Raw genomic sequence first — 26916 nt, forward strand, 5'->3', positions numbered from 1 at the left:
AACCGTTTCTCAATCACGCGCGGCTCTCCTCACCACTCGGGAACCACGGACGCCCACGCCGCCGCACACCGCACACCCACGTCAATCCATCCTCGTCACAAACGCAATAGCGCAACGCATTGCTCAGGTGCGCTACCGTGTCCGTTGCCAGCAGCGTTCGCTCATCCCGCCGCTGCACCGCCAGGTCTGCAGCCAGACCGTGCAGGTACACGGCAGCCTCGATCGCCATGGCCACGTCCTTCGGAAACTGCGCCAGCATCGCCGCGACAATGCCGGTCAGGATGTCACCCGACCCGCCCTTTGCCATGCCCGGGTTGCCCGTCGTGTTCACCGCCACACTGCCGTCCGGGTGCGCCACCAGCGTGCGCCACCCTTTCAGCACCAGGTGTACCTGATGCTCCGTTGCAAACCGCCGCGCCAGGTTCAGCCGGTCCGCCTGCACCTCTTTCGTGGTGATGCCGAGCAGCGTCGCCATTTCGCCCGGATGCGGCGTCAACACCAGCGTCCGCTTCGCCCCATCCAGCAGCTCCGCCTGTCCTTTGAACGCATTCAGCCCATCCGCATCCAGCACCACCGGCAGTTGGGTCTGCGCGATCAGCCGCTGCACCATTTCCGGCGTTTCCCCGTCGGTGCCCAGCCCAGGCCCAATCGCAAGCACAGTGATCTTTTTCAGCAGGGCCTTCAATCGCTCCGGCGCCACGTTCGCAACCGACAGCGCACCGCCCTCCGCCTCCTCCAGCGCCGTCGTCATCAACTCCGGAGTGACCAGCGCCACCGTCTGCTGAATTGACTTCGCTACTGCCGCCGTCACCAGCCCCGCGCCCATGCGCAGCGCCGCCAGCGAACTCATGCTTGGCGCGCCCGGCTTGCCCGCCGCGCCGCCTACCATCAGAACGTGCCCGTACATGCCCTTGTTGGAGTCCATGGGCCGCAGCGGCTCCACAATCCGCGCTGAAGCACCCGTCCACGTCAGATCCTCCTCCGACCGCACCAGCGTCTCCGGCGTGCCAATCGGCGCAACCACCAACGGCCCAAAGTGCCCCGCGGTCAAATGCCCGAACAGGTGCGCCGGCTTGGGCGCCGTGAACGTAATCACCGCATCCGAACGAAACGCATCCGGCGAGGTCTGCTCCCGCGAGTCCGCATCCCAACCACTCGGCAGATCCACGGAAAGAACCGGCGTCTTCACCTCGCGCAACAGGTCGCGCACCGCCACGGCCAACTCGCGCATCGGCGGCTTGAATCCCGTTCCTAGCACAGCATCGATCAGCAGATCGGCTTCTTGCAGCTTTGTCCGCAATGCCTGCACCTGCTCAACACTCGTCACCGCGAACGGTAGCGCACGTGTAGCTTGCAGCTTTTTGAACGCGTCGGCAGCAGATCCCTGCGCCTTGCCCGGATCCCCCAGCACGATCACATCCACAGACAGTCCGGCCTGTGCCAGATGCCGCGCCGCGACGAACCCGTCGCCGCCGTTGTTGCCCGTACCGCACACCACCACGATCCGCCGTGCACGGCGAAACTGCCGCTGCGCAAATCGCGCCACGGCCGCACCCGCATGTTCCATCAGATCGCCGAAGCTCACACCGGCCTCTTCCGCCGTCGCCCTGTCGATTGCGGCCATCTCTGCCGCGGTCACCATCTGCATAGACACTTGGATGCCGCTGCGAAGGCGCTAGCGCAGCGGCACCAAGCTGGACGCATCCCGGTCTCGAAACCAGGGCGCTCGAAAGCGGAGGATGTTGGCACCACCCTTGCCAGGCGTCATCACGGACGCCGCAAGCAGCACCACAGGATTCCGCACGTGATGCGCGATCCGGCGGAACCAGATCTTGTCAACATAATCCTCGCCGACGTTCCACAGCAGCCCGCCCACGGGCGTCACAAAAAAGTCCACCATGCCGGTCTCGTTCGTGTTGCGGCCCAGCTTCGGGCTGTAGTACGTCTTGATGCCGATGTTGCCCATGGAGGACTCACTCACCGGGCCAACCTTCCACTGCGCGCTGTACAGGGCCGAGTACGCGGTCGCGCGCAGCCGGCCCATCCAGTAGCGCCGCGTGTTCTCAAAGACCAGCGCCCGCTGCTTCGGGTCGTTCTGCTCGTAGATGCTGTTTGTGACCGCACCCATGATCGGGTGCCCAATGTAGTCCACGCCAAACGGATCGCCATCATTCCAGCGGTTGTAGCTATACCGGTGCAGCGTCACCTCGTAGTCGTGCCAGAAGTCGGCATTTAAGAAGTGCTGCTGCGCGTCCTCATCCATCGCCAAGTTGCCACTGTGCTGCATCGATAGGAACAGCATGGAGCTGCCGATCACGCGCACCCAGCTCACCCGGCATGGCTTGCCGTGCAGTTCGTGATCTTCGCATTGCGTATTGCGCTCGATTTCCGACAGAGTGTGTGGGCTGTCCTGCTTTGTCGGCAACGCAGGCGCGCCGCCCGTCAACTCGGCCGCATCCACGTCCGCAAACGCCGTCAGCGCCGGAGCACTCGCTTCCGGCAACGCTGGAGTGGGCGCATCGGGCAGCATGACAAAGGTCGCATCGTCAGGCCGCAGCAGCTGTCGCGTCTGCGCGCGCGCCCCGCCAACGAAACACGCAAGCGCGAGCAGCGGGACGCTCATCCTGAATCCACAGCGGGACATGCACCCAGTCTACGAAAGCACGCACTCCGCGTCCGCCAGGAACCCTGCACAATCCGCTGATCCCCCGCTGACCCGGCAACCCTCTGACCCGCTGTTCTTCTACAATCCGGGCATGCGGTGGTCTCACATCCTGCGCGAAACCGCGACGCTGGCAGCGAATCCCGGTGGCGACCCCGACATTCGCGACATCGCATACGATTCGCGCCAGGCCGGTCCCGGCGCGCTCTTCGTCGCCATGCACGGCGGCACCGCCGACGGCAACCGCTTCGTCCGGGAGGTGCGTGAGCAGGGTGCCGCCGCCGTGCTGACCGACTCGCGCGAAACCTTCGCTTTACTCGACAGCTCCGGGTTCCCCGTCGCACTGGTCGAGCACGGGCGCCGCGCGCTTGCGCAGTCTTCCGCCGCACGCTTCCGCCACCCCGAGCGCCAACTCGCCGTAACGGCAGTGACCGGCACCAACGGCAAGACCACCACCGCATTCCTGATCGAAGCCCTGCTGGCCCGGTCCGCGCGCGCAACATTGCTGCTTGGAACCGTTGAAACACGCGTCGCCGGTCGTGTGCTCGAAAGCAAGCACACCACCCCTGAGAGCCGCGACCTGTACGCGCTGTTTCGCCAGGCGGCCGACGCAGGCGCGACCGAGGCCGTGATGGAGATGAGTTCGCACGCGCTCGAACAGGAGCGCGTCTTCGGCATCCCCGTCGACGTCGCCATCTTCACCAACCTCACCCAGGATCACCTGGATTACCACGGCACCATGGATACCTACGCCGCCGCGAAAGCGCGCCTTTTCCAGGGCGTCGGCGCGCCACCACCGCGCGTCGCCATCGTGAACGCTGACGACACCTACAGCCGCGCCATGCTGGCCGCGGCTGCGCAATGCGAAACTCGATGGTGTTATAGCCTGCACGACACCACTGCCGACTTCGTCGCGACGGACCTGCAGCTCACCGCGACGGGCACTCGCTTTGCACTGCAAAGTCCGTTCGGCGAAACCCTCATCCAGTCCCGGCTGGTCGGCCGCGTCAACGTCTACAACCTGATCGTCGCCATCGCCGCCGCACTCGCACGCGGCTTGCCATTGAACGACATCGCGGCCGCCGACCTCGCACCCGTGCCCGGACGCTTCGAATCCGTTTCCAACACGCTCGGCTTCACGGTACTCGTCGACTATGCGCACACCGACGACGCGCTCACCAACGTGCTCACCCTTGCCCGCGAACTCGCCGGCCCGGCCCGTGTCCTTACCCTCTTCGGCTGTGGCGGAGATCGCGACCGCACCAAGCGCCCGAAAATGGGCCGCGCCGCCGCGCTCGGCTCCGACGCCATCGTCATCACCAGCGACAATCCGCGCAGCGAGGACCCCGCCACCATTGCCAGCGAAGCTCTGCAGGGCGTCCGTGAAGCCCGCCGCGATGCCGAAATCATCCTCGACCGCGCAGAAGCCATCGCACGCATTCTCCGCCTCGCGCATCCCGGCGATATCGTCATCCTCGCCGGCAAAGGCCATGAGAAAACGCAAACCACCAATGGCGTGAGCATTCCATTCGATGACGTCGCCGTCGCGGCAACGGCCCTCCGCATTCTCGAACAGGAGAGAGCAGTGAACATCGATTCTGTCTAAATACGTCACGGATACGACAGAAAGCTTGTCATTTCGACCGGAGTACGCGCGCTTTTTGCGCGGGCGGAGTGAAGAAACCTGCACTTCTGCGGGGAGCCGCAGAAGATTGTGTGCGCGAAGAAGGATTCATCAGACACTAGCTAAGCCATCCTTCAACCCGGTGCGACTTAGCGCCTTTAGCCTTGATCGAACACCAGATTTTTTTGCGTGCCACGCATAGGACAACAGCAACGCATGAACCTCACCCTTGGACAGATCGGCGACATCCTGCACGCCGAAGGCGACTACGACACCACAACAGAGGTTTTCGGCTACTCCATCGACACGCGCACCCTCGCCGCCGGTGACCTGTACTTCGCCGTCATCGGCGAACGCCTCGACGGCCACAGCTTTGTCGAAGCCGCGCTGGCGAATGGCGCAGCGGGTGCCGTCGTCAGCACCCGCTGGGTCGTGCCCGAGACCGTCGACGCCACCAAACTCCTGCGCGTGCCCGACAGCGAAGATTGCGTTCTGCGAGCCATGCAAACGCTCGCCCGCGCCGTGCGCCGCGCCTGGGCCGCCAAGCCACTTCCCAGCGGCGAACCTCGCCGCGTTATCGGCATCACCGGCTCCGCCGGTAAAACCACCACGAAGGAGTGCGTCGCGGCGGTCCTGTCCGCGCACTTCCGCGTTCTCAAATCCGCCGGGAACTTGAACAACGGGTTCGGTCTGCCGCTGCAACTGCTCAAGCTCGAACCCGAGCACGAGATTGCCGTGCTTGAAATGGGTATGAATCATGCCGGTGAGATTACCGCGCTCGCCCGCATCGCCGAACCCGACTGGGCCGTTGTTTCCAACGTCGCGCCCGTTCACCTGGAACACTTCGCCGACGGCATCCAGGGCATCCGCAACGCCAAGTACGAACTCGTCCAGGCTCTGCCGCCCGAGGGTATGCCCTTTCTCAACGCAGACGACGCGCACGTGCGCACCTTCAGCCGCAACCGCGAGCAGCACACCGTTTACTTCGGTACGCAGCACGAAGCCGCCGTCCGCGCCACAGGCATTCAAAACCGCGGCACCGACGGCATGCAGTTCACCGTGCACGCCGACGGCGAAACCCTGCCCGCGCGCATCGCCCTGCTCGGCGAACACAACGTGCTGAATGCCCTCGCCGCGATCGCGGTCGGCCGCAAGGCCGGCATCCCTCTCGACCGCTGCATTAGCGCCCTCGCCACCCTCGCGCCTTCCGACAAACGCGGCGAGCTGCTCCACTGGAACGGCGCGAAGATCATCAACGATTGCTACAACTCCAACCCGCGCGCCCTCGACAGCATGGTGGACGCCCTCGCCGCCGTGCAGGTAAACCGCCGCATCGTCGTTGCCGGCGAGATGCTCGAGCTCGGCCCCGATGCCGCACACCTGCACCGGTGCTGCGGCGAGCACGCCCGCGCCCGCGGCATCGACCGCCTTGTCGCCGTCCGCGGCGAGGCGATGCACATCGCGGAGGGCTTCGGGGAAGGCGCCATCTTCCTCGAAACGCCCGAAGCCGCAGGGGAGTGGCTTCGGAAGCACCTGCGCGACGGAGACGCGGTCCTGCTGAAAGCCTCGCGCGGCGTCCGCCTCGAACGCGCCCTGGCCGCACTGAGTCCAGACTAGGTCTCGCGTGCCCCACCTTCGCCGCGCTCTTTGCGGCTAAGGTGGGTTCGGAATTCCAACAGTCACCTCCACTCCGCTAAGCTGGTAACAGAAACCGGCCCGACGCGGAGGAACGTTGCTCTACTGGCTCCTGTACGAAAAGCTTTACCCCGTCTTCCGCGTCTTTCGCATCTTCCGGTATCTCACCTTCCGCTGCGTCTTCGCCAGCCTCACGGCGCTGCTCATCGGCATGCTCATCGGCCCCTTCGTCATTCGCCGGCTGCGTGAGTTTCAGATCGGCCAGTACATCCGCGACGAAGGTCCCCAGAGCCACAAGACCAAGTCCGGCACGCCCACCATGGGCGGCGTGCTCATCTGCATCGCCATCCTCATCCCGACGCTGCTGTGGAGCGACCTGCGCAACCCCTTCGTCTGGCTGGTCATGGCCTCCACCGCCGCCTTCGCTGGCATCGGTTTCGCCGACGACTACATCAAGGTCGTGCACAAGCGAAATCTCGGCCTCACCGGCCGCCAGAAGCTCGCGCTGCAGTTCCTCATCTCGGGTGCCGTCGCGGCCGTGCTCACTGTCATGCAGGGCAAAGGCTTCTACTCCACACGCCTGGTTGTGCCATTTCTAAAGCACTTCCGTCCCGACCTGATCTGGCAGTGGATGGGCGCGATCCCTCATCTCCACTGGCTCAGCTATCTACCCTTCATCGTCTTCGTGATGATCGTGATCACCGGCGCGTCCAACGCCGTGAACCTGACCGACGGCCTGGACGGCCTCGCCATCGGCTGCACCATCATCGCCGCCGGCGCGCTCACGGTGCTCACCTACGTCAGCGGCCACGTGGTTTTCTCCGACTACCTCGAGATACCGCGCATGCCCATGGTCGGCGAGCTGACCATCTTCTGCGGCGCCATGGTCGGCGCGGCCATCAGCTTCCTTTGGTACAACGCCCACCCCGCCGAAATCTTCATGGGCGACGTCGGCTCGCTCATGCTCGGTGGCGCCATTGCTACCGTCGCCGTCGTCATCAAGCAGGAGCTGCTGCTTCCCTTCATCGGCGGCGTTTTCATCCTGGAAGCTCTCAGCGTCATGCTGCAGGTGGGCAGCTATAAGCTGCGCGGCGGCAAACGCATCTTCCGCATGGCCCCGCTGCACCACCACTTCGAACTCAGCGGCTGGTCCGAATCCAAAGTCATTACCCGCTTCTGGATTCTGGCGCTCGTCTTCGCCCTCTTCGCCCTCACCACGCTCAAGCTGCGTTAGCCTGTAGTCCGCATGGACCTGAAGAACAAGCGCGTCCTCGTCGTCGGCCTCGGCAAATCGGGCGTCTCCGCGGCCCTGTACCTGCGTCGTCAGGGCGCGCGCGTCACTGTCAGCGACGCACGTCCCAGCGAATCACTCGCCAACGAAATTCCTGCCCTGCTCGATGCTGGAATCATGGTCGAAACCGGCGGCCACGGCGTGCTCACTTTCCGCCGCCAGGACCTGGTAGTCGTCTCGCCCGGCGTGCCACTCTCCACACCGGAAATCCAGCAGGTCCTCCGCTACGGCACGCCGCTCATCGGCGAACTCGAACTTGCCGCGCAGGCAATCCAGGGCCGCATCATCGCCGTGACCGGCTCCAACGGCAAGACCACGACCATCTCGCTCATCAGCCATATCCTCAAACACGCCGGGCTGACAACGCAAGTGGGCGGCAACATCGGCCTGCCTGTCGTCGAGCTGCTCGCCGCCGATACGCCCGATACGTGGAACGTCCTTGAAGTCTCCAGCTTCCAGCTCGAAACCATCCAGACCTTCCGCCCACATATCGCCCTTGTGCTCAACATCACGCCCGACCACCTTGACCGTCACGGCACCTTCGAAAACTACGCCGCGGCCAAGGCCCGCATCACCGAAAACCAGACCTCGGCCGACCACCTCATCCTGAATGCCGAAGACAAACCCACCCAGATGCTTGCCGCGAAGACTCAGGCGCAAGTTCACTGGTTCAGCGGCCTGCGCCGCATCAAGCAGGGCGTCTTTGTCCACAACGACGGCATTTACCTGATCCGCAATGAAGGCGACACGCCCGAGCCGGTCATGCCCACCGTTGAAATTCCCTTGCGCGGCGCGCACAACGTTGAAAACGTGCTCGCCGCCATTCAAGCCGCCGCGCTCACCGAAGTTCCGATTGCCACCATCCGGGACGCAGTCGCCACCTTCCAGGCCGTCGACCACCGACTCCAGTTCGTCGCAAACATACACGGCATCGACTTTTACAACGACAGCAAGGCCACCAACGTCGATGCCACCATCAAAGCCCTTCAATCCTTCGACAAAGGCATTCGCCTCATCCTGGGCGGCAAAGACAAAGGCAGCGATTACACCGTGCTCGCCCCGCTGCTGCGTGAGCGCGCCGCCGCCGTCTACACCATCGGTGCCGCCGCGCAAAAAATCGAACAACAGCTCGCCAATGTTGTCCCGATCCGCCACTGCGAAACCCTGCAAATCGCCGTCGAACGCGCCACTGCAGAGGCCCACCCCGGCGACACGGTCCTGCTCGCCCCGGCCTGCGCCTCTTTCGATCAGTTCCAAAGCTACGAACACCGCGGCCGCGTATTCACCGATCTTGTGCAAGCCCGCGCGAACGCGTAAGCGTTCCCCGCCGCTGCCGGGCATATCATCAGTAGCAGGACAGAGTTGACTCTGTAAACACAACGCTCGCTCAACCGCGACACGAGCCGACGAGGGGCCGCACGCTGACTCGCTGACCTGCTGACTCGCTGCCTCCAATGAAACGCATCCGCTACACCAAATACAACGGCGACCTCGCCAGTGAGCTCGCACTCGACGACCTCATGCAAGCCATGAGTGACTTCCTGCTCGACTCCGGCTTTCAGGACCCGTTCTCGCAGTTCCAGGAACTCAACGGCGAGCATACCCTTGAGAACCTGCGCGAGGCTCTGCGCCAGGTGCTCGAGTCCGGCGAGTTCATGAACGAAGACGAGCAGGCCCGCTTCGACGAGATGAACGGCGACCAGCGCGAGCAGATGCTCAGTGACCTGATCGACCGCATGCAGGCCGAAAACTTCATCAACTCCGAACAGCAGCAGCCCGGCCAATATTCCGACGGCAAGGTCGACCACGCCAACTCACCCGGCGACATCGCCCAGCCCGCCGCGCCACAGGGCGACGCCCGCTTCAACGTCACCGACAAGTCCATGGACTTTCTCGGCTACCGCACCCTGCGCGACCTGCTCGGCGCCAATGGCCGCTCGATCGCGGGCCGCCATGAGACCCGCTACGAAGCATCGGGCGTCGAGTCCTCCGGCTCCGTGAAACCCTACGAGTTCGGCGACGTCCTCAACCTCGACGTGAATGCCACCCTCTCCAACGCCATGCAGCGCGAAGGCATCACCCTGCCGCTCAACGTCGAATACAGCGACCTCGAAATTCGCCAGTCCGAGTATCAGAGCGCCTGCTCCACCGTCGTCATGCTCGACTGCTCACACTCCATGATCCTCTACGGCGAAGACCGCTTCACGCCCGCCAAGCGCGTAGCCATGGCGCTCTCCCATCTCATCCGCACGCAGTACCCCGGCGACGACCTCCATCTCGTCCTCTTCCACGATTCGGCGGAAGAGATGCCCGTGCAGCAGGTCGCCCGCGTCAAGGTCGGCCCCTGGTACACCAACACGCGCGAAGGCCTGCGCGTCGCCCAGCGCATCCTGCGCCGCTCCAACAAGGCGATGAAGCAGATCGTCATGATTACCGACGGCAAACCCTCCGCGCTCACCATGCCCGACGGCCGCATCTACAAAAACGCCTTCGGGCTCGATCCCATCGTCATCGCCGAAACGCTGGAAGAAGTGAATCGCTGCAAGCGCGCCGGCATCGTCATCAACACCTTTATGCTCGCGCAAGACTTCGCGCTCATGCAGTTCGTGCAGCGCGTCACCGCCATGTGCCGCGGCAAAGCCTACTTCACCAGCCCCGAACGCCTCGGCAGCTACGTCCTCATGGACTTCATGCAACGCCGCATGAAAACCATCCAGTAGCAGCGCACGCCACCGGTTTCGACTTAAGCACGCTCAGCATGCCTTGTCATTTAGGAGTACGCTTCGCATGCCTTGTCATCCTGGAGCACGTTGACAAGGCGTGGTCATCCTGAGCGGAGCGAAGGACCTGCTTTCTAATCCCTCTCCACCGCCCCGTCATTTCGACCGGAGCGACAGCTTCCCCGTCGCGGAGTGGAGAAGCCAGCATTCTTCTTTGGGCGCCGGCTACGCTAAAACTAGCGCGGCGCTCCGTTTCCAAGCACCTTGACCAGCCCGTGTCGCACCCCGCGGTAGCTCTTTCCCAGCGCGCCGCCGGCGTGCCGCGCTGCGTTTCCCAGTGCTCCCCCGGCCTTGTCGCTTGCCACCACCATCGCCGTGTTCGTCGCCCTCGCCCCGCTGTTCGCGCCAACAGCCGCACCTCCTAGGCCCGCATTCACCCCCAGAATCGCCGCCTGCGAAGACCGCTTCTCCGGTGTCGCCCACGCAATGTCCGTCTCCGGCAGCTTTCCCAGACGATTGATCCGCGCCTCGCCGAAATCCGACCGCGACATTTTCGCCAGCAAGGGCCACTGCGGCGCATGCGTCCACGCGACGCTTGGAAACAAAGGTTCGCCCAAATTGATCAACTCACCCGCAGGCAGTTCCCTCATCTGCTCGCACCGGTCTCCACCGCAACCGTGATTACATAGCCGCTCCGCGAAGTACGACGCATGCTTGCCCGCGGACACCCACACGCGCGCACCGTGCTCCACCGCGTCAATCGTCGACGCCCGCGACACCTGCCCCGCGTCACACACCGTATCCTCATGCGCCGCCGCATACCACGCCATCGCCTTCCACTTCGCCCCATCCGGATGCAGCAGCACCGCCACGTGTTCCGTGTCCAGCGCATGCCCCATTTCGCCGCAATCGCGCCGCCACAGATGGTAGTAATGCACCTCCACGTCACCTGCGGCAGCAGGCCGCGCCTGCGCATAGATCGTCCCATCCTCCGCACTCACCCGCGGCACCGCCGCATCCGGAACAAACCGCGCCGGCACCTTCGAGCAGTCGTTCGAACTCACCATCCACACCGGCCGAAACTGCTCGATCAACCGCGCTTCCAGCGCATCGCTCAGCCCGTCGTGGTCGACATCGGCCACAGCCGCCTCTTGCGCTCGACACACAACCGGTGCTGTCGACCCTGCAACGGCAACAAGCAACAATGCGGCACGCAGCATACGCGCCATGCTACGCGCCCCACGCACCCGCAGTACACTCAACGCAACATGCTCCATCCGTTACGCCGCGCCCGCATATGTGTCTCGATCGTCATGCTCGGCCTCTTCGTCTCCGGCGTCACTGCCTTCCCACTTGAGACCGAACTGCGCGGCTTCGTTCGCCTGCTGCAGCGCCCGGTCCTGCTTCACTTTGCAACGCAAAGCCATCTGCTCCCCTGGTTCAGTCGCGTCCTGAAAGCACTCGCCGACACCAATGCGCGATATCCATTCCTCGCCTACGGCACCGACTGGCTCGCCTTTGCGCACATCGTTCTCGCGATCCTCTTCGTCGGCCCGTACATCGACCCCGTTCGCAACAAATGGGTGCTCCAGTTCGGCCTGATCGCCTGCGCCGGCGTCATCCCGCTCACCCTAATCGCAGGCCCCATCCGCACCATTCCCTTCGGCTGGAGCCTGATCGACAGCTCCTTCGGCATCTTCGGCTGCATCCCGCTTCTCATCGTCCTCCACGACGTCCGCCGATTGGAAGCGGCTTCGGCCTGAACACAAGCAGCAGCAGAGCAGAAGCAAAACGCATCGGCGAAACACATCGCTTCATCCAAGCTCCACGATGACGCAACAGTCCTTGATTCTGCGCGACTTTCGCCCCGGCGACGAAACCGCGTTCCGCCACCTCAACGAAGCGTGGATCACCCGTTTGTTCAAGCTGGAAGCGGCCGACCTCGCCGTCTTCGACGACCCGAAAACCTACATCCTTGATAAGGGCGGCCGCCTCTTCTTCGCCGAGCTCGTTGGCGAAGCCGTCGGCTGCTGCGGTCTGCTGCCCATCGGCCCGGGTGAGTACGAGGTCGTAAAAATGGCCGTCAGCGAGCGCGCCCAGGGCAAGGGCATCGGACGCGCCATTCTTCAACACACTATCGACCAGGCTTTCGCGATGGGCGCCACCCGCCTCTATCTTGAGAGCAATCGCGTCCTCACACCCGCACTCCACCTTTACGAGGCACTCGGCTTCCAGCACCTGCCTGCGGAGCGCGTCACGCCCTCACCCTACACACGAGCAAACGTCTTTATGGAACTCTACCCACCCGCTTGAGCACGCTTCCACACCAGGTACGTGCCCCAGGCTGCCAGCGTGCAGTTATCCCGCACCCGCCCGTCCAGGATCATCCGCTCGAACTCCGCCACGCTCACGCGGTGCACGGTCAGCCCGTCCTCCTCCGGCTCCAGTTCCGCCTCGCCCTGCGTCAGGTCTTCGCACAGGTACACGTTGTGCTCTTGCCGCATGGCCCCGTACGCGATCCAGTTCTGCCCGATGCGCGTGATCTTCCCGGCGCGCAAGCCGGTTTCCTCCCGCAGTTCGCCGCGCGCCATCTCCTCCACATCGGCGTCCGGGTCTTCCCATCCGCCCTGCGGCAACTCAAAATAGCTGCCCTGCACCGTGTAGCGAAACTGGTGGACGAGCGTGATGAACTCACCCTGCGCCGTGTGCTCCAGCGGAATCAGGATGCACGCCGGGTCCTTGTCCATCACGCCATACAAGCCGCGCACGCCGCCGCGCCGCTCGATCACGTCTTCACGCACCCGCGACCAGTTGTTGCGGTATACCTCGCGCGACGAAACGGTCCGGATCGGCGCATCCTCCGGCCTGACCAGGCCAGTTCTCAAAACTTGCGACTCAGAACCCAGAACGTATCTCCTGCGCACGTCGCGCAAACTCAGCGTACTTTGCGGTTGGCGCTATTTCGCAGTCATGTTGCTCGCCAGCCTCGGCGGCCATCTCGACTCTTAAGTGCAAGCACAACAGCGCAGAGGCGAGACCCCGCCTCTGCGCCCGGCGCCTATTTCCCGGTCAGGTTTCCGCTCACCGGCTGCATCACGTTGGTGGCCTGGTTCTCGCCGCCGGTCAGATTCCCTGACGATGCGTTGCACTGCCACCCGATCTTGTTGTGGCTGCCGTCACAAAACGGCCGCTTCTCACTCGCGCCACAACGGCACAGGCTTACCGCGGGCTTGCCCGTCAGGTCCCACTCCGCGCCATCCGCATCAATCAGCCGGATGCCGCCCTCTACCCGCAACGGACCGTTGCGCTTCACTGTAATCGTCACTGCGTCTGCCAAAGCTGCTCCCCCCACCCGCATCTGCTTCGCGCTAAAGATCTGCGCCTTCCCAGAGTGCACCGGTGTAGCGGCAGCATAGCAGAGCACCGCTCGCCCGGCACTTCGCTGCGTCGGACTACGCAGGCCGCAACCGCACGCGCAGGTCATCCGCAAGCGCGCGCATCTCCCGCACCTTCGCCTCGGCAGATGGCGTCAACTCGCCCTCCCGCAGCACCAAATCGCTCTGCAGCAGCAACGTCGTGATCGGTCCGCGCATGCTTTCCGCCAGGTTGCGGGTCACCTGCTCCCGCACCTGGATCTCCATCTGCTCACGCCGGTTCAGAACCCCGCGCAGCAACCGCGCTACGCCCGACGCACCCAGCGCACGCAGGTCGACTTCCATCGGCAGAGCGTCGCCGGTGTTCTGCCACAGCATCTGCGTCGGCGTTACCTCGCCATCCGGCAACGTCGCGTCGATCATGACCGCGTCAAAGCTGTATCGCCGCAGCGACGCCAAGGCCGCGCGCCGGCTGCGCACCAACTCAATCACCACACCGGCCCGCTCGCTCAGCGCCTCCGCCATGTGGTCCGCCCCGGTGATCGCGGTCAACAGCAGCACCGTGGGTGCCAGCTCAATTTCGTGGGTCATCGCTAACTTTCCAATCTCCAAAACTTCCTGATTCCAGTGCACTCGACCCCTCCTTGCTTCGGGCTGCTCGGATGCAACCCCGCCGCGCAACCTGGCGTACTCACGTCACCAATTCCCCAATGCCGTACTCTTTCAACTTTCGGTAAAGCGTCGTCTTCCCGATGCCCAGCAGCTTCGCCGCCATCAGCTTGTCGCCGTTCAGCTTCTCCAGCGTGGCCAGTATGGCCCGGCGCTCCATCTCCGCGATCGACTCGATGCTGCTGCTCTCCGCGCCTGCCGGCGTCTGCGCCGTAAATGCGCGACTGCCGGTACGGCCATCAATACGCAGCGCCTCGGCTTCCGCAGGAGCCTGCTGCAACTGCGTCGGCAGGTCCACCAGGTGCAGCACCGGCCCGCTTGAGATCGTGCATGCCCGCTCAATCACGGCTTCCAACTCGCGCACGTTCCCCGGCCAGTCGTACTCCAGCAGCACCCGCATCGCATCCGGTCCCAGGCTGAAGCTCAGGTTGCGACCCCGGCTATGCCGCTCCAGGAACACCGCCGCCAGCAGCGGCAGGTCCTCGCGCCGTTGGCGCAATGGAGGCACGCGCAGAGTCACCACATTCAGACGGAAGTACAGGTCTTTGCGGAAGGCGCCACGCTCGACCAGCACGGGCAGGTCACGGCTGCTTGAGGCGACCAGCCGCACCGTTACTGGCCGCGACATCGCCGACCCGGCCGGGCGCACACTGCGCTCCTGCAGCGCCCGCAGCAGCTTCGATTGCAATTCCTGCGGCAGACAGTCAATCTCGTCCAGAAACAGCGTCCCGCCGCCCTCAATCGTCAGCAGACCCACGTGCTCCTCGCGCGTGGGCGTGCCCTCATCCCGCACATATCCAAAGAGCTCCGTTTCCAGCAGGACTGTGCCGCCGGTGCCGCACGCCACGTGCAGGAACGGAGCCGCAGGCATGGCCGCTTCGCCCTTCGACGCGCGCTCCGCTGGGACGGCCAGTGCCGCTCCATGCAGCATGCGCGCTACCCGTTCCTTGCCTGATCCGCTCTCGCCCAGCACCATCACCGGATGCTGCGACAGCGCCACACGCGTCACCATACTCAGCAGCTTCTGCATGCCGGGCGAAGCCGCCGCCGCTTCCTGCAGCGCGGGGCTTGTGCGCATCTGGTGCTGCACGCGGCGCAGCTCCACATCAAAGCTGCGCCGCTCCGCAGCCACATACAGCGTCGTGGTCAGCTCCTCCAACGAAAACGGCTTGGTCAGAAAGTCACTGGCGCCATGCCGCAAGGCGTCCACCGCCGTCGGAACCGAAGCAAAGGCCGTCGTCACCAGGATGGGAACCCGCGGAAACGCCTTCCGCAGCTTTGCCAGCAGGTCCAGCTTCATGGCCCCTGGAGATAGGTCCAGCAGCACAACATCGCACTGCAATGTGCTCAGCGCCCTTGCAATTGCGACCGGGCTGCCACCACGAACGGTGAACCCCATCTGCCGTCCGATCTCCACCAGCGGCTGCAACAACTGTTCGTCCGATTCCACAATCAACAGGTGAAGCGGGAAGCTCCCCACCGGCAATGCACTCACGCCACCCACGCGCATGCCGCGCAGCAGCGCCTCGGCAGTGGTCAGGCCGCTCAGCGGCATTGCCTGCTCCGCCAGCGATCGGCCGGCAGGCTCGCCAGACTTGTCCTCCGTCCGCCGTGCGGCAGACGCATCCACGCCCGGCGACGACCGCGCCAAAGGCACGGTCCCATGCTCAAAAACAGATGAATGATCGCTTGCGACGCCGTGCCCTGTGCCCACCACTGCTCCCCCTCCACGCAATCAGTCGCGCGAAGCCTTTCGGCAACATCGGATGGAGAAAAAAGCAGCAGTACGAGTCCTGCGAACAGGCGCCCAATGCCCTTGACGGGCTCAGGTCTGAAACAACCGGTTTTCCACCGGCTGGCGTTCGCGTGGAAGTATCTTTGCACAAAAAAAAATACGGCGCACCTTGGCTGTCCCTTTTGTGGTGCGTGCTGTGAAACTCCTTGTTCGCAACAGCGCACTTCTATACTTAAAGCGTGAAAACTCAACCAATCTTTCGCGCAAACGACCGCGCCGCGGACCAGCTTCGCTCCATCCGCCTTACGCCCGGCTTCGTCGCCACTGCCGAGGGTTCCATCCTCGTCGAGTTCGGCCACACCCGCGTTCTCTGCAACGCCACCGTCGAGCAGACCGTACCCGCCTGGCTCCGCAACAGCGGCAAAGGTTGGGTCACGGCCGAGTACTCCATGCTTCCGCGCGCCACGCTCACCCGCACCCCGCGCGAGTCCGAGCGCGGCAAAATCGGCGGCCGCACCCACGAAATCCAACGCCTCATCGGCCGTTCGCTGCGCTCCGTCATGGACCTGCGCGCCCTCGGCGAGCGCTCGATCATCCTCGACTGCGACGTCCTTCAGGCCGACGGCGGCACCCGCACCGCCGCCATCACCGGCGCCGCTGCCGCACTCTCGTTGGCGCTCAACAAACTCGTCGCCGCCGGCACCCTTCCCGCCTCGCCCATGCGCGAGCTTGTTGCCGCCGTCTCTGTCGGCATTGTCGACGGCCAGGTGCTGCTCGATCTCGATTACCAGGAAGATTCCCAGGCCGAAACCGACGCAAACGTCGTCATGACCGCGTCCGGCGGCCTCGTCGAAACCCAGGCCACTGCCGAGCGCACTCCCTACTCCCGTGACGAACTGACGGAGATGCTTGACGTCGCCAATGCCGGCATCCAGCAACTCATTGCTGCGCAGGCCCACATCCTCACGGCCGCCTCGGCACCTCGCCCTTAGCTTGCCCGCGGAACTGGTTTGCAGCCGCGCCGGCTCACGTCAACTTCCGCAAAACTATGCTCCACCTACGATACCGGGGCGCGCCGCACATCACAGTGCTCATGGCCAACCCCGCTATCCAGTCCCCGCCGCAGGACCGAACCCAAACCGCGCCTCCGCACAAAAGCGGCGGTACCGGATTCCTTTACCTGATCGGGGGCTTCCTATTCGCCGCCCTGCTTGCCGCACTTTGCTGGTTCTGGTACGCAGGCCACCATTCCATCTCAGCAACACCGCAACAGGGTCCGACCGGTGTTGGTGGCATGACTGCAGGCGATAAAGGTCAAAAGAAGCCTTAGCGCGATGGAACGGCACGACGGCCGTTCTGCGGCGGCTTCTCGTGCTACCCCAAAGCTGCCGGGCAGGGCTGACTCGTTCTCTTCCAGTACCATCTAACTGTTCAGTTCGGGAGGAAAAGTAAGTCATGGCCACCAAGCCCACCGCAGGGAAACTCGCCGGTCTCCAAGCCGTCTCCGACGCACGCGGCGTGATCGCCGCAGCCGCCATGGACCAGCGTGGCTCGCTCCAGAAGTCCATCGCCACTTCGCGCGGCGGCACCGCCTCCGACAAGGACCTGGAAACCTTCAAGGTTCTGGTCACCAAGGTGCTCACCCGCTACGCCTCGGCCATCCTTCTGGACCCCGAGTACGGCTTGGCCGCGACCAGAGTCCGCAACAGCGCCGGTCTTCTGCTCGCCTATGAAAAGACCGGCTACGACGCCGCTACTCCCGGCCGCCTGCCCGACCTGCTCGATCATTGGAGCGTCCGCCGCCTCAAAGAAGCCGGCGCCGATTGCATCAAGGTTCTCCTCTACTATTCGCCGTTGGAGGAATCCTCCGTTAACGACGTCAAGCACGCCTTCATCGAGCGCATTGGCGATGAGTGCATCGCGCACGACATTCCCTTCTTTCTCGAAACCGTCGGCTATGACGTCGAAAGCGCCGGTGAAAAGAGCCTTGCCTACGCGAAAAAGAAGCCCACGGTTGTTTCCGGCTCCATGGCCGAGTTCGGCAAGACCCGCTATGCCGTGGACGTCCTCAAGGTCGAGGTTCCCGTCGAAATGAGCTTCGTCGAAGGCACCGCCTCCTACAAGGGTGAAAAGGCCTACACCCGCGCCGAGGCCGTGCAATTTTTTCAGGATGCCGCGGGCATGACCGACAAGCCGTTTATCTATCTTTCCGCCGGTGTGTCGAACCCCGTCTTTATCGAAACCCTCCAGCTCGCCGCCGAGTCCGGCACCAGGTTCAACGGTGTCCTGTGCGGCCGCGCCACCTGGAAAGACGGCATCGATGTTTACGCCAAACAGGGCGAGCACGCCTTCGAAGACTGGCTCAACACCCAGGGCGTCGAAAATATCCAGAACGTCAACAAAGCCCTCCAGGCAGCCACGCCCTGGTACACCAAGTTCGGCGCCACCAGCTACGACCAGCTTAGATAGCACGGGATGAGAGACGACAATGCCACCCTTCTGGGTGGCATTGTCGTCTCTGCATCCGTGGCAGCAGCTCACTTATTGCCCGCGCAGGACGTCCGCGGGCTCGAAGCTGTTCGTGTCCGGAGCAATCACCACCTGAGCGTGGTTCACACGCACAATGCGGTTGGGAACAGTTGCGGACCCGAGCTGCTCGATATCCTGCATCGAAACGCTCTGTCGCTCGTTTTTGTACCGCATGTCCAGCAGATACTCGTAACTGGCAACCTCTTTGCCCTCCCGCAGCAGAAAGGCATTCATCACGATCTTCGTTTTCTCTCCCGGATTTAAGTCCTCAATGGCACCAAAGCCGCTGCCAATCAGTCGGCCTTCGCTGTCATACAGCATCACCAGGCCTCCCCCGGAGAACTGCCGCTTCAATGTGTTCTGCACAAAGCCGACCAGGTAGTAACTCGGGCTGTTGGGTTGATGCACCATGATCGGTTGCTGCAGTGCGACGGGTGCAACTTCAAAGATGCTCCGGTCGATGCGATCTGGTTGAATCAGTTCGTATCGCGCGTCCGGTTTCGCCTTACCCACACGAAAGCTGACCGGCGTGTACTCGCCCGGTTCCAGCGTTCCAAGCAGCGGAATCGAACTGCTTTGGTCGTCCTTGATGCCGTTGTGAAATAGCACCAAATTGTAATGAGGCGGCGAAACAGCATATCCACTGTGGTTATAGATCAGACCGTTGTACGTGCCGCCCTCCCCATCCGGAACCCACTCCAGCGGAGACACAACCACCCGGTCCCTGGGTACGGTGGTATGTGCGAAGTAGTTGTCTACCGACGGGTTCACCGAGTCCGTTGCCGAGCTGTTCGCCGAGGACATGCCGTGGTGTGAACTCAGCGTCGCAAGGCTGATCAGCGTCACGGTGAATACCAGCCCCGCAAGCCCCAGGGCGATCATCTTGCTGTTCGGCTGTTGCTTCGACGGGAACGACTGCGCAGCCTGCCGGTTCATCACCTGCTTCAGCAGCTGTTCCAACCGCTCGGCATCGTTGTCGCTGATTACCGTGACCGCGCCGCAGTGATTGCACTTGTATTCTCTGCGGTCCAGACGCGTCATGTTGGCTGCGCCGCACTGCCGGCACGTCACGGTAAGTTCCTGCATTCCTTGCACAGATCCTGCCGGTGTCACTGGACTCACGCCCATCGTTATCCATTCCCTCCTGCCGCGTGCGTCAGTGACGTTGCCCAACAATGCGCAATCGCAACAGGCAAACCGCCCTGATTTACTCCCACTCGATCGTCCCCGGCGGCTTCGACGTCACGTCGTACACCACGCGATTGATCCCTCGCACCTCGTTTACAATCCGGCTACTGATCGTCCGCAGAACCTCATACGGCAGCGGGGCCCAGTCTGCCGTCATGCCGTCGTCCGAGTGCACCGCCCGGATCGCGCACGTGTACGCATACGTCCGCTGATCCCCCATCACGCCAACGGATTTCACGGGCAAGAGCACCGCAAAGCTCTGCCAGATACTGCGATATAGCCCTGCCCGCTTGATCTCGTCCACCACAATTTCGTCCGCGTTCTGCAGAATCGCCACACGCTCCGGTGTCACCTCGCCCACAATGCGCACCGCCAGCCCAGGCCCCGGGAACGGCTGCCGCTCCAGCACCTCCTGCGGCATACCCAGGTCCGCGCCAAAGCGCCGCACTTCGTCCTTGAACAGGTCACGTAGCGGTTCGATCAGCTTCAGCTTCATATTCTCCGGAAGCCCGCCCACGTTGTGGTGCGACTTGATCGTCTGCGACGGCCCCTTCACACTTGACGACTCGATCACGTCCGGGTATAGTGTGCCCTGCACAAGCCACGCGACTTCTTTGCCGCTGGCATCGTGCCCCACTTCGCCGGCCCGCTCCTGCGCCCGAAAGATCTTCGCCGCCTCGTCATCAAATACCGCAATAAACTCGCGCCCGATAATCTTCCGCTTTGTTTCCGGGTCGGTAATGCCGCCCAATTGCGAAAGAAAGCGCTTCGACGCATCCACCGCGACCACGTTTAAGCCAAGCTTCTCGCGCATATTGCGCTGCACCTGGTCGAACTCGTTCTTCCGCAAGACGCCGTTGTTTACGAAAATGCACGTCAGCCGGTCGCCAATCGCGCGCTGCACCAGCACCGCAGCCACGGCTGAATCCACGCCGCCACTCAATCCGCAAATTGCGTGCCCGTCCTCGCCCACCCGCTCGCGTATCCGCGCCACGGTCGACTCGATAAACGCCTCCGAAGTCCAGTCCGCCTGTGCCCCGCAAATGCCGAGTACAAAATTTCGCAGCAGTTCCGTTCCCTGCTTCGAGTGCGCCACCTCCGGATGCCACTGCACCGCATACATCGCGCGCGGCTCATCGGCAATGCTCGCCAGCGCGTTGTGCGACCTCGCCGCAACCACAAAGCCCTGCGGCAGATCGATCACGCTGTCGCCATGCGACATCCACACCTGCAACTCGCGTGGCAACCCGGCAAACAGCTTGTTCTCGACAGTAACGGTCGCAACCGCATCGCCGTACTCGCGCTTCGCTGCCGGCTCCACACGCCCGCCCAGGTGGTGCGCCATCCACTGCATTCCGTAGCAAATTCCTAGCACCGGCAAGCCCAGCCCCAGCACCGCCGGGTCAGCCTTCGGAGCATCCGCGTCATATACCGAACTCGGTCCGCCCGACAGCACAAGGCCCACGGGCGCCAGCGCCCGCACCTCATCCAGCGGCGCCGTACACGGCAGCACCACAGAAAATACGTTGAATTCGCGGATACGCCGCGCGATCAACTGCGTGTACTGCGCCCCAAAATCCAGAATGGCAACCGTCGAACTACTCACGCCCTCAGTGTACTTGGCGACGCCCTGGACTCACGCCATCTAGAAAGAACATCTGCCGCATGCTTCGGAAGAGCAAAGCTCCCTAAAGCGCCCTAGGATAGATTGATACACCCGAGCGTAAGCCACTGGTTCACACTGTGCACTAAGCTGGGCTGCGGAGGATGTATGCGCCGCTGGCTTACGTTCGTTGCTCTGCTGCTGCTTGCCGTGCCCGCAATGGCACAGGGTGCGGCCAACCCGATTCTGAACCATGCCGATCCGTTTATCACGCTGCACCCGGAGGCGGGACGCTACCTGCTGCTGGCGACCAGCGGGTCGAACGTGACGATCTGGAGCGGGCCGACCGTGGAGACCGCGGCGACGAACGCCAAAACGGTCTTCACGCCCACCGATGGGCTGCGGGAGCTTTGGTCGCCGACGCTGTGGCAGGTGGACGGCCGGTCGTGGATCTACTTCACGGCGCGCATGCCGGGCAAGGAGCATGCCGTTTACGTTCTGGAGTCGAACACGGGCGATGCGCTGGGCAGCTACACCTTCAAGGGAGCCTTGGACCTGCACGGGCGAGCGTCCATCGATCCATCCGTGCTGGCGATGGGCGGCATGCATTACCTGATGTATGTCACTGTGGACAGCGGCGCGAATGAGATCCGCATGGTGCGGCTGGCCGCACCGATGCAGCCGGTGGGCACGGACGCCCTGATCGCGAAGCCGGAGTACCCGTGGGAGAAGGGTGCGGGCACGACGCGGAATTACCCGGTCGATGAGGGTCCAACGGCCCTGTATCACGCGGGCAAAACGTTCATCGTGTTTTCCGGGTCGGACACGGCATCGCCGCGGTATTGCCTGGGGCTGCTGACGTTCAAAGGCGGCGATCCGCTGCAGCCGGCGAACTGGGCGAAGTCGCCGGAGCCGGTCTTTTCGGCGTCGCCGGAGCATGGAATCTGGGGGCCTGGCAGGGGAACCTTTGCTGAGGGAAAGGACGGAACAAACTGGCTGCTGTACGCGGCAAAGTCGACCGATGCCCCTGACGCGCAAAACCGTGCCATAAGGGCGCAGCGGTTTACGTGGAAGCCGGACGACACACCTGATTTCGGCGTGCCGGCAAAGGACGGGCCGATCGCGGAGCGGCCATAGCCGCTACGGTTCGGCGCGGTGACTACGGCTCGGCGCGGCGGCTGCTGTCCGGATTGTCGGCCGACTTCAGCTTGATGTTCGCCGTTTGTGGGAGCGCAATCTTTTCGACCGCTTCCTGCTCGCGCGTCTGCTCACGGCGGTTCTCCGCGCTTAACGCAGGCAGGTTGTAAACCTCAAGGGAGCGCTCCTGCAGGACGGCAACACGCTGACCATCGGGCGACAGGTCAAAGTTCAGACCTGCCCGTTGTGCCGGTGTGACCGGGATGCGGAGCATCTCAACGCCGCCCTGAAATTCGTACACGCGCACAGTCTGGGTGTGGCGGTCGGAGGGATCTTCCTCCTGCGAGGAGGTCGTGCTCGGAGCCTGCGCATTGCGGAAGGCAAACCGCCCCGAGTCGCCGGAGGCAGAGCTCAGCGCGGCCCAGAGTGGAGGATCGTCGGTGGTGAAAACCCAATTCGCCTGCGCGAGCAGATCGAAGCCGGAGAGCAGGCGGCGGTCGTCCATGCCGCGGCAGCCCGTGGCGATAAAGGTGGATTCGCTGACAAACTCGGCCTCTGGCCGGCAGGTGGAGGTGAGGCCCGCAAGCTCGATGGTGCCGCCGGAGAACGGGTGAAAGTTGAAGCCCCAGTGCTGGCGGTCTTCCTTGACCACGTCCAGCAAGCCGCGGGAAGTGAACGGCACTACGATGGCGCGGTCCACGTGGGTGGACGCAAACGGGCGCAGCTGGGGGTGGTCGTCGTCGGTGACGCGGTAGAAGCTGACCTGCACGGGCGGGTGATCCAGGGGCTGCGTCGGATCGTCACCGATATGGCGCTTGGGGGTGGTCTGCACCATGACGGTCGCGCCGTCGGGGCTAACCTGCACGGCGACGAGTTCTCCATCGGGCTTCAGCATGCTGTGCCGGTGCATGGTCGCATGGGGCCGCATGGGGTCAACGAAGAACAGCTCGTTGCGGATGCGCAACATGAACCGGCCATGCGTCAGCGGCCATAGGTAACGCGCCTGGTCATGGACGCGCCACTCGGCCTGGCGAAGGACGGCTCCGTCCGGCAGGTGAACGACGACCGCCTCGATCAGCCGGGCCTGGTCGCCTTCCACGTCGTCCTGGTCGCGCGGCACCAGCTTGTGCGCGGCAAAGGTCAGCAGCACATGGTCGTTGTCGATGAAGTCCAGCGTGTTGTGGGCATAGCCCTCGCGCAGCAGCATGACGGAGGTGACCGGCCGGTACCCAAGCGAATCCAGCGGAATGCGGTAGGCCGGCGTGGCCGGTGCCGGGCGCGTTGCCGCGTTTGCCCGGCCCGCGAAAAGACACGCGGGCAGGCTCGCCAGCGCAAGCATCGTCGTGAACAGCCGGTGTCGCATGAGCATCATGGTAACGAACCGCAGGCCTGAGCTGGTTCGTGCCGCGAAGCTGGTGTTGCGCCATGCGACGCCGCTGCCGGTAATCTGAAAAGGAGTGACCACCGCGCGCAAGCACACGCAACCAAACCCGCGGATCGGCTTTCTCGCCTGTGGTTCGGCCGCGTTCCTGTGGGGTCTGGGCTTTTTTTTCGGCAAGATTGCACTGCGTGAGCTCCCCGTGGCGCACATGGTACTGTACCGCTTCCTGTTCGCCGCGGTGACGATGCTGCCCTTTGTTCCGTTGCGGCGCATGCAGTTTTCAGGCAGGGACTGGCGGTTGCTGGCGCTGGGTGCCTTCTTCGGCATTCCGGTGCAGTTCCTGATGCAGTTTTATGGACTGGCACATACGACCCTGGCGCATGCCTCGCTGATGGTCGGCACCATGCCGGTGATCCTGGCGGTCGGCGCGTCTGTGTTCCTGCACGAGCGGCTGGACGCTATTGGCTGGCTTGCGCTGGCAGGCTCGTGCGCCGGCGCGGGCCTGATCGCGCTGAGTCACTCGTCGTCCACGGCGGGATCGGCGACCGTGTTCGGCGACGGTCTGGTTATCGCGTCCATGCTGGTTTCGCTGTTCTGGATCCTGACGAACAAGCGACTGATGGACCGCCACAGCCCCGCAGCCGTCAGCAGCTATGGCCTCTTGCTGGGGGCGGCGATGCTGGCAGCGGTCGTGATCCCGTATGCGGGCCTGCCGCCGGTGCGCCACCTGAGCCTGAATGTCTGGGCCGCGTCCGCCGGGAGCGGTGTGCTATGCACCACGGCGACCACGCTGCTTTGGAACTGGGGCATGACGCGCGTTCCGGCATCACAAGCCGCGGTGCTGCTGAACCTGGAGCCGATGATCGGCTCCGCGTTGAGCGTGTGGCTCTTCAGCGAACGGCTGGGCTGGACGGCGTGGCTGGGTGCCGCGCTGATCGTGGGTTGCGCCACCTCGCTGACGGCGCGCCACAGCACGGCCGTGGTGGCGGAGCCGGCACTGTCACTGGAGTGAACGCGTCTGCCGGGTAGCTGGATCGAACTCAGCGGACCAGCCGGGCAGCTTGCCTGCGCCCCACGGCATGGGTAGGCTGTTCTTATGCGCTTTCGCATGAGTTGGTGCCGCGCGTTGGCCGTGGCTGCGCTGCTGGGTGCGTTTGCGGGCGCGCGTGCGGCCGAGCGCGTCACGCTGCGCAACGGCTTTGCAGTAATGTGCGATCACCGCGAAACGCTGGATGCGGAACATGTCCGGCTGTACCTGGACGCGAGCTCGGGCAGCTACATGGATGTGCCGCTGGCAAACATCGCGGCCGCCGAGGCCGAGGCGGTCCCGTTGGCGCCCGCGGGGAAGCCCGCTGCCGCCGTGCAGGGTGCCGCGCCACAGGACTCGGTCGATTCGCTAATCCAGTCGACGGGCCAGGCTCACGGCTTGAACATCGACCTGTTGCGGAGCGTGGTGAACGCGGAGAGCGGCGGTCACATTCACGCGGTCTCACGCGCGGGGGCACAGGGCTTGATGCAGCTGATGCCCACGACGGCCCGCTCGCTGGGCGTGGCGGACAGCTTTGCCGCCGACCAGAACCTGCGTGGCGGCACGGATTACCTAGACAGCCTTTTGTGCCGTTACCACGACGACCTATCGCTGGCGCTGGCGGCCTACAACGCCGGTCCGGGTGCGGTGGACCGGTACCACGGCGTGCCGCCGTATCGCGAGACGCAACTTTATGTGGCGCGGATCATCCGGGAGTTCAACCGCCGCACCTTGCTTGCGCAGCGCAGCGCCTCCGCGACCGCAGGAGCCGCGGCCGCGCGATGAAGAAGGCGAAGCCGAAGACCTCCGCAAGAACCATGACGGTGCTGGCAGCCGTGCTGCTGCTGGTGGCTGCGGGCCTGTGGTGGGCCTGGCGGCGCGGCCTGACCTTTGACGTGCATTCCGTCCTCCGGCAATTGCATGGCGTGGCCTGGTGGCATATCGCCGCGGGCATTCTGTGCATTTACGGCAGCTACGTGGTGCGCGGCTACCGCTGGTCGGTGTTTATGCGGCGGCAGCGCAGCATCGGTCCGTTTTTTCTGCTGGGGCCGCAGTTCACCGGCTTCACCGCTGTCGCTATTTTCGGGCGCATTGCCGACCTGTCGAGACCGTACCTGGTCGCGCGCAAGGCGCAGGTCTCCTTGCCGAGCCAAATTGCGGTGTACACGGTGGAACGCATGTTTGATCTGGGCGCGGCTGCCCTGATCTTTTCAAGCGCACTTGCTTTTACGCCGGCGACCATGCCGCACCATGAAATCTTTGTCCGCGTGGGCGTGGTGAGCCTTGCCGGCACGCTGTTCCTGGCCGGCTTTGCAGTTGCGATTCGGCTTGCGGGCATTCGGCTGGCGGCCGTTCTCGGGCGCATGGGAACGCGGCTTTCCCCGAAGCTCGGCGTGGCGGTCCAGGAGAAAGTGCTCGCCTTTCGCGATGGTCTCCAGGGCATCGGATCCGTCGGCGTTGCGGCGTGGGCAGGCGTGCTGAGCCTGTTCCAGTGGCTTCTGATTGCCCTGTCCTACGTGCAGACGGTGCACGCGTTCGCGGCGGAGCCGACGCTGCGTTCTCTGAGCTTTGCCAGCACCATGCTGCTGATGGGTGCGTCCATCGGCAGTTCGCTGCTGCAACTGCCGGTGCTGGGCTGGTTCACCCAGATCGGCGCGACGGCGGGTTCCATGCACGCTTTTTACGGCACGCCGCTCGAAACCGCTACCGCGTGCGGCACACTGCTGCTGATCGTGAACATCTTGTGCATTGTTCCCGCCGGGCTGATCTGTGCACGGCAAGACGGCGTAAGCCTGACCGACCTGAAGGCAAGGAGCGAAACGGCAGAGGAGGCGGCTGTATGAAATGTCCCTTTTGCGGCTATGCGCAGGACAAAGTGGTGGACTCGCGCGAAAGCAAGGAAGCCGACTCGATTCGCCGACGCCGCGAGTGCGAGCGATGCAACAAGCGCTTTACCACCTACGAGCGCATCGACGAAATTCCCTATATGGTCGTGAAAAAGGACGGCCGCCGTGAAAAGTTTGACCGGCAGAAGATTCTGAGCGGCCTGCTGCACTCCTGCCAGAAGCGACCCATCTCCACGGCCAAGCTGCAGCACCTGGTCGACGAAGCAGAAGCCTATGTTGTCGATTCGCCGGATCGCGAGCGTACCACGACCGAACTGGGCGAGTTGCTGATGAGCCAGCTTCGCGAGATGGACACCGTTGCCTACATTCGATTCGCCTCCGTATACCGCGATTTCAAGGACGTGCGCGAATTTGAGTCGGAGTTGCGCGAGTTGCTCTCCAGCTCGCCGCGACGGCGCTCCAACAGCTAACGCGGTGCCGTTCAACCTCGCGGG

At 63.8% G+C, this 26916-nt stretch carries 25 protein-coding genes; 15 read left to right on the top strand and 10 right to left on the bottom strand.

The genetic code is table 11. The features are described 5' to 3' along the window. Nucleotides 1-13: 13 nt before the first annotated feature. A complete protein-coding gene (locus tag ACOFKT_RS09710; protein WP_419803791.1) occupies nt 14-1648 on the bottom strand; it encodes an NAD(P)H-hydrate dehydratase in 1635 nt (544 codons plus the stop codon). 27 nt (nt 1649-1675) lie between these two features. Further along, nucleotides 1676-2623 (bottom strand): hypothetical protein, encoded by a 948-nt coding sequence (locus ACOFKT_RS09715; protein ID WP_419803792.1) that lies wholly within the window; start codon nt 2621-2623, stop codon nt 1676-1678. Nucleotides 2624-2756: 133 nt separating this feature from the next. Between ACOFKT_RS09715 and ACOFKT_RS09720 the strand changes: the two genes are divergently transcribed. The 5 genes from ACOFKT_RS09720 (at nt 2757) to ACOFKT_RS09740 (ending at nt 9932) form a co-directional block, all read left to right on the top strand. Continuing rightward, the gene (locus ACOFKT_RS09720) at nt 2757-4268 is read left to right on the top strand and encodes a UDP-N-acetylmuramoyl-L-alanyl-D-glutamate--2,6-diaminopimelate ligase (protein WP_419803793.1); all 1512 of its coding nucleotides are present in this window, start codon (nt 2757-2759) and stop codon (nt 4266-4268) included. Between the two features lie 234 nt (nt 4269-4502). After that, nucleotides 4503-5903 carry a UDP-N-acetylmuramoyl-tripeptide--D-alanyl-D-alanine ligase gene (locus tag ACOFKT_RS09725; protein WP_419803794.1) on the top strand — a complete coding sequence of 467 codons (1401 nt, stop codon included), beginning with the start codon at nt 4503-4505 and terminating at the stop codon, nt 5901-5903. 115 nt (nt 5904-6018) lie between these two features. Next, a complete protein-coding gene (gene mraY / locus ACOFKT_RS09730) occupies nt 6019-7155 on the top strand; it encodes a phospho-N-acetylmuramoyl-pentapeptide-transferase (RefSeq protein ID WP_419803795.1) in 1137 nt (378 codons plus the stop codon). Between the two features lie 12 nt (nt 7156-7167). After that, nucleotides 7168-8529 (top strand): UDP-N-acetylmuramoyl-L-alanine--D-glutamate ligase, encoded by a 1362-nt coding sequence (gene murD, locus ACOFKT_RS09735; RefSeq protein WP_419803796.1) that lies wholly within the window; start codon nt 7168-7170, stop codon nt 8527-8529. A gap of 137 nt (nt 8530-8666) precedes the next feature. Beyond that, on the top strand, nt 8667-9932 hold the full coding sequence (locus ACOFKT_RS09740) for a vWA domain-containing protein (protein WP_419803797.1): 1266 nt from the start codon (nt 8667-8669) through the stop codon (nt 9930-9932). Nucleotides 9933-10168: 236 nt separating this feature from the next. On the opposite strand, the gene ACOFKT_RS09745 is transcribed toward ACOFKT_RS09740, so the two are convergent. Then, nucleotides 10169-11074 carry a hypothetical protein gene (locus tag ACOFKT_RS09745; protein WP_419803798.1) on the bottom strand — a complete coding sequence of 302 codons (906 nt, stop codon included), beginning with the start codon at nt 11072-11074 and terminating at the stop codon, nt 10169-10171. Between the two features lie 126 nt (nt 11075-11200). Here ACOFKT_RS09745 and ACOFKT_RS09750 point away from each other — a divergent pair, with 126 nt between their 5' ends. Both ACOFKT_RS09750 and ACOFKT_RS09755 read left to right on the top strand, forming a co-directional pair. Continuing rightward, complete coding sequence (locus ACOFKT_RS09750; RefSeq protein ID WP_419803799.1) at nt 11201-11695, top strand: hypothetical protein; 495 nt, start codon at nt 11201-11203, stop codon at nt 11693-11695. A 67-nt stretch (nt 11696-11762) separates the two neighbouring features. After that, entirely contained in the window at nt 11763-12245 is a 483-nt protein-coding gene (locus ACOFKT_RS09755; RefSeq protein WP_419803800.1) for a GNAT family N-acetyltransferase, read from the top strand. Here the strand turns inward: ACOFKT_RS09755 and ACOFKT_RS09760 are convergent. From ACOFKT_RS09760 to ACOFKT_RS09775, 4 genes are all read right to left on the bottom strand, one after another. After that, nucleotides 12230-12817 carry an NUDIX domain-containing protein gene (locus tag ACOFKT_RS09760; RefSeq protein WP_419803801.1) on the bottom strand — a complete coding sequence of 196 codons (588 nt, stop codon included), beginning with the start codon at nt 12815-12817 and terminating at the stop codon, nt 12230-12232. The genes ACOFKT_RS09755 and ACOFKT_RS09760 overlap by 16 nt on opposite strands. 173 nt (nt 12818-12990) lie before the next feature. Beyond that, nucleotides 12991-13269 carry a CDGSH iron-sulfur domain-containing protein gene (locus ACOFKT_RS09765; RefSeq protein ID WP_419803802.1) on the bottom strand — a complete coding sequence of 93 codons (279 nt, stop codon included), beginning with the start codon at nt 13267-13269 and terminating at the stop codon, nt 12991-12993. A 115-nt stretch (nt 13270-13384) separates the two neighbouring features. Beyond that, nucleotides 13385-13897, bottom strand: a complete 513-nt coding sequence (locus ACOFKT_RS09770) for a hypothetical protein (protein ID WP_419803803.1) — start codon at nt 13895-13897, stop codon at nt 13385-13387. 100 nt (nt 13898-13997) lie between these two features. Beyond that, complete coding sequence (locus ACOFKT_RS09775) at nt 13998-15632, bottom strand: sigma-54-dependent transcriptional regulator (RefSeq protein WP_419803804.1); 1635 nt, start codon at nt 15630-15632, stop codon at nt 13998-14000. A 317-nt stretch (nt 15633-15949) separates the two neighbouring features. Here ACOFKT_RS09775 and rph point away from each other — a divergent pair, with 317 nt between their 5' ends. From rph to ACOFKT_RS09790, 3 genes are all read left to right on the top strand, one after another. After that, on the top strand, nt 15950-16702 hold the full coding sequence (gene rph, locus ACOFKT_RS09780) for a ribonuclease PH (RefSeq protein ID WP_419803805.1): 753 nt from the start codon (nt 15950-15952) through the stop codon (nt 16700-16702). A 101-nt stretch (nt 16703-16803) separates the two neighbouring features. Further along, entirely contained in the window at nt 16804-17040 is a 237-nt protein-coding gene (locus tag ACOFKT_RS09785) for a hypothetical protein (protein ID WP_419803806.1), read from the top strand. Between the two features lie 125 nt (nt 17041-17165). Beyond that, the gene (locus tag ACOFKT_RS09790) at nt 17166-18179 is read left to right on the top strand and encodes a tagatose 1,6-diphosphate aldolase (RefSeq protein WP_419803807.1); all 1014 of its coding nucleotides are present in this window, start codon (nt 17166-17168) and stop codon (nt 18177-18179) included. 72 nt (nt 18180-18251) lie between these two features. Here the strand turns inward: ACOFKT_RS09790 and ACOFKT_RS09795 are convergent, their stop codons facing one another. Both ACOFKT_RS09795 and guaA read right to left on the bottom strand, forming a co-directional pair. Next, nucleotides 18252-19280 (bottom strand): hypothetical protein, encoded by a 1029-nt coding sequence (locus tag ACOFKT_RS09795; RefSeq protein WP_419803808.1) that lies wholly within the window; start codon nt 19278-19280, stop codon nt 18252-18254. A gap of 166 nt (nt 19281-19446) precedes the next feature. Then, the gene (gene guaA / locus ACOFKT_RS09800) at nt 19447-21033 is read right to left on the bottom strand and encodes a glutamine-hydrolyzing GMP synthase (protein WP_419803809.1); all 1587 of its coding nucleotides are present in this window, start codon (nt 21031-21033) and stop codon (nt 19447-19449) included. Nucleotides 21034-21198: 165 nt separating this feature from the next. Here guaA and ACOFKT_RS09805 point away from each other — a divergent pair, with 165 nt between their 5' ends. After that, nucleotides 21199-22167: a glycoside hydrolase family 43 protein gene (locus ACOFKT_RS09805; RefSeq protein WP_419803810.1), complete on the top strand. Its 969-nt coding sequence runs from the start codon at nt 21199-21201 to the stop codon at nt 22165-22167. A gap of 22 nt (nt 22168-22189) precedes the next feature. Here the strand turns inward: ACOFKT_RS09805 and ACOFKT_RS09810 are convergent, their stop codons facing one another. Beyond that, a complete protein-coding gene (locus ACOFKT_RS09810; protein ID WP_419803811.1) occupies nt 22190-23632 on the bottom strand; it encodes a hypothetical protein in 1443 nt (480 codons plus the stop codon). Between ACOFKT_RS09810 and ACOFKT_RS09815 the strand changes: the two genes are divergently transcribed. The 4 genes from ACOFKT_RS09815 to nrdR all read left to right on the top strand — a co-directional run bounded on the left by ACOFKT_RS09815 (nt 23625) and on the right by nrdR (nt 26892). Further along, on the top strand, nt 23625-24560 hold the full coding sequence (locus ACOFKT_RS09815) for a DMT family transporter (protein WP_419803812.1): 936 nt from the start codon (nt 23625-23627) through the stop codon (nt 24558-24560). The genes ACOFKT_RS09810 and ACOFKT_RS09815 overlap by 8 nt on opposite strands. Nucleotides 24561-24656: 96 nt before the next feature. Beyond that, the gene (locus ACOFKT_RS09820) at nt 24657-25361 is read left to right on the top strand and encodes a lytic transglycosylase domain-containing protein (RefSeq protein WP_419803813.1); all 705 of its coding nucleotides are present in this window, start codon (nt 24657-24659) and stop codon (nt 25359-25361) included. Further along, complete coding sequence (locus tag ACOFKT_RS09825; RefSeq protein WP_419803814.1) at nt 25358-26419, top strand: lysylphosphatidylglycerol synthase transmembrane domain-containing protein; 1062 nt, start codon at nt 25358-25360, stop codon at nt 26417-26419. The genes ACOFKT_RS09820 and ACOFKT_RS09825 overlap by 4 nt, the downstream gene beginning before the upstream one ends. Continuing rightward, the gene (gene nrdR, locus ACOFKT_RS09830) at nt 26416-26892 is read left to right on the top strand and encodes a transcriptional regulator NrdR (RefSeq protein WP_419803815.1); all 477 of its coding nucleotides are present in this window, start codon (nt 26416-26418) and stop codon (nt 26890-26892) included. Before ACOFKT_RS09825 ends, nrdR begins: the two co-directional genes overlap by 4 nt. Nucleotides 26893-26916: the final 24 nt, after the last annotated feature.

Source organism: Terriglobus sp. (assembly GCF_965201105.1).
Lineage (GTDB): Bacteria > Acidobacteriota > Terriglobia > Terriglobales > Acidobacteriaceae > Terriglobus.

Coding starts and splice junctions, on each gene's coding strand:
- murD (WP_419803796.1), top strand. CDS start 7,168: ATGGACCTGAAGAACAAGCGCGTCCTCGTCGTCGGCCTCGGCAAATCG.
- ACOFKT_RS09825 (WP_419803814.1), top strand. CDS start 25,358: ATGAAGAAGGCGAAGCCGAAGACCTCCGCAAGAACCATGACGGTGCTG.
- ACOFKT_RS09770 (WP_419803803.1), bottom strand. CDS start 13,897: ATGACCCACGAAATTGAGCTGGCACCCACGGTGCTGCTGTTGACCGCG.
- ACOFKT_RS09715 (WP_419803792.1), bottom strand. CDS start 2,623: ATGAGCGTCCCGCTGCTCGCGCTTGCGTGTTTCGTTGGCGGGGCGCGC.
- ACOFKT_RS09820 (WP_419803813.1), top strand. CDS start 24,657: ATGAGTTGGTGCCGCGCGTTGGCCGTGGCTGCGCTGCTGGGTGCGTTT.
- ACOFKT_RS09740 (WP_419803797.1), top strand. CDS start 8,667: ATGAAACGCATCCGCTACACCAAATACAACGGCGACCTCGCCAGTGAG.
- nrdR (WP_419803815.1), top strand. CDS start 26,416: ATGAAATGTCCCTTTTGCGGCTATGCGCAGGACAAAGTGGTGGACTCG.
- ACOFKT_RS09750 (WP_419803799.1), top strand. CDS start 11,201: ATGCTCCATCCGTTACGCCGCGCCCGCATATGTGTCTCGATCGTCATG.
- ACOFKT_RS09720 (WP_419803793.1), top strand. CDS start 2,757: ATGCGGTGGTCTCACATCCTGCGCGAAACCGCGACGCTGGCAGCGAAT.
- ACOFKT_RS09805 (WP_419803810.1), top strand. CDS start 21,199: ATGCGCCGCTGGCTTACGTTCGTTGCTCTGCTGCTGCTTGCCGTGCCC.
- ACOFKT_RS09790 (WP_419803807.1), top strand. CDS start 17,166: ATGGCCACCAAGCCCACCGCAGGGAAACTCGCCGGTCTCCAAGCCGTC.
- ACOFKT_RS09755 (WP_419803800.1), top strand. CDS start 11,763: ATGACGCAACAGTCCTTGATTCTGCGCGACTTTCGCCCCGGCGACGAA.
- ACOFKT_RS09795 (WP_419803808.1), bottom strand. CDS start 19,280: ATGACGCGTCTGGACCGCAGAGAATACAAGTGCAATCACTGCGGCGCG.
- ACOFKT_RS09785 (WP_419803806.1), top strand. CDS start 16,804: ATGGCCAACCCCGCTATCCAGTCCCCGCCGCAGGACCGAACCCAAACC.
- ACOFKT_RS09725 (WP_419803794.1), top strand. CDS start 4,503: ATGAACCTCACCCTTGGACAGATCGGCGACATCCTGCACGCCGAAGGC.
- ACOFKT_RS09710 (WP_419803791.1), bottom strand. CDS start 1,648: ATGCAGATGGTGACCGCGGCAGAGATGGCCGCAATCGACAGGGCGACG.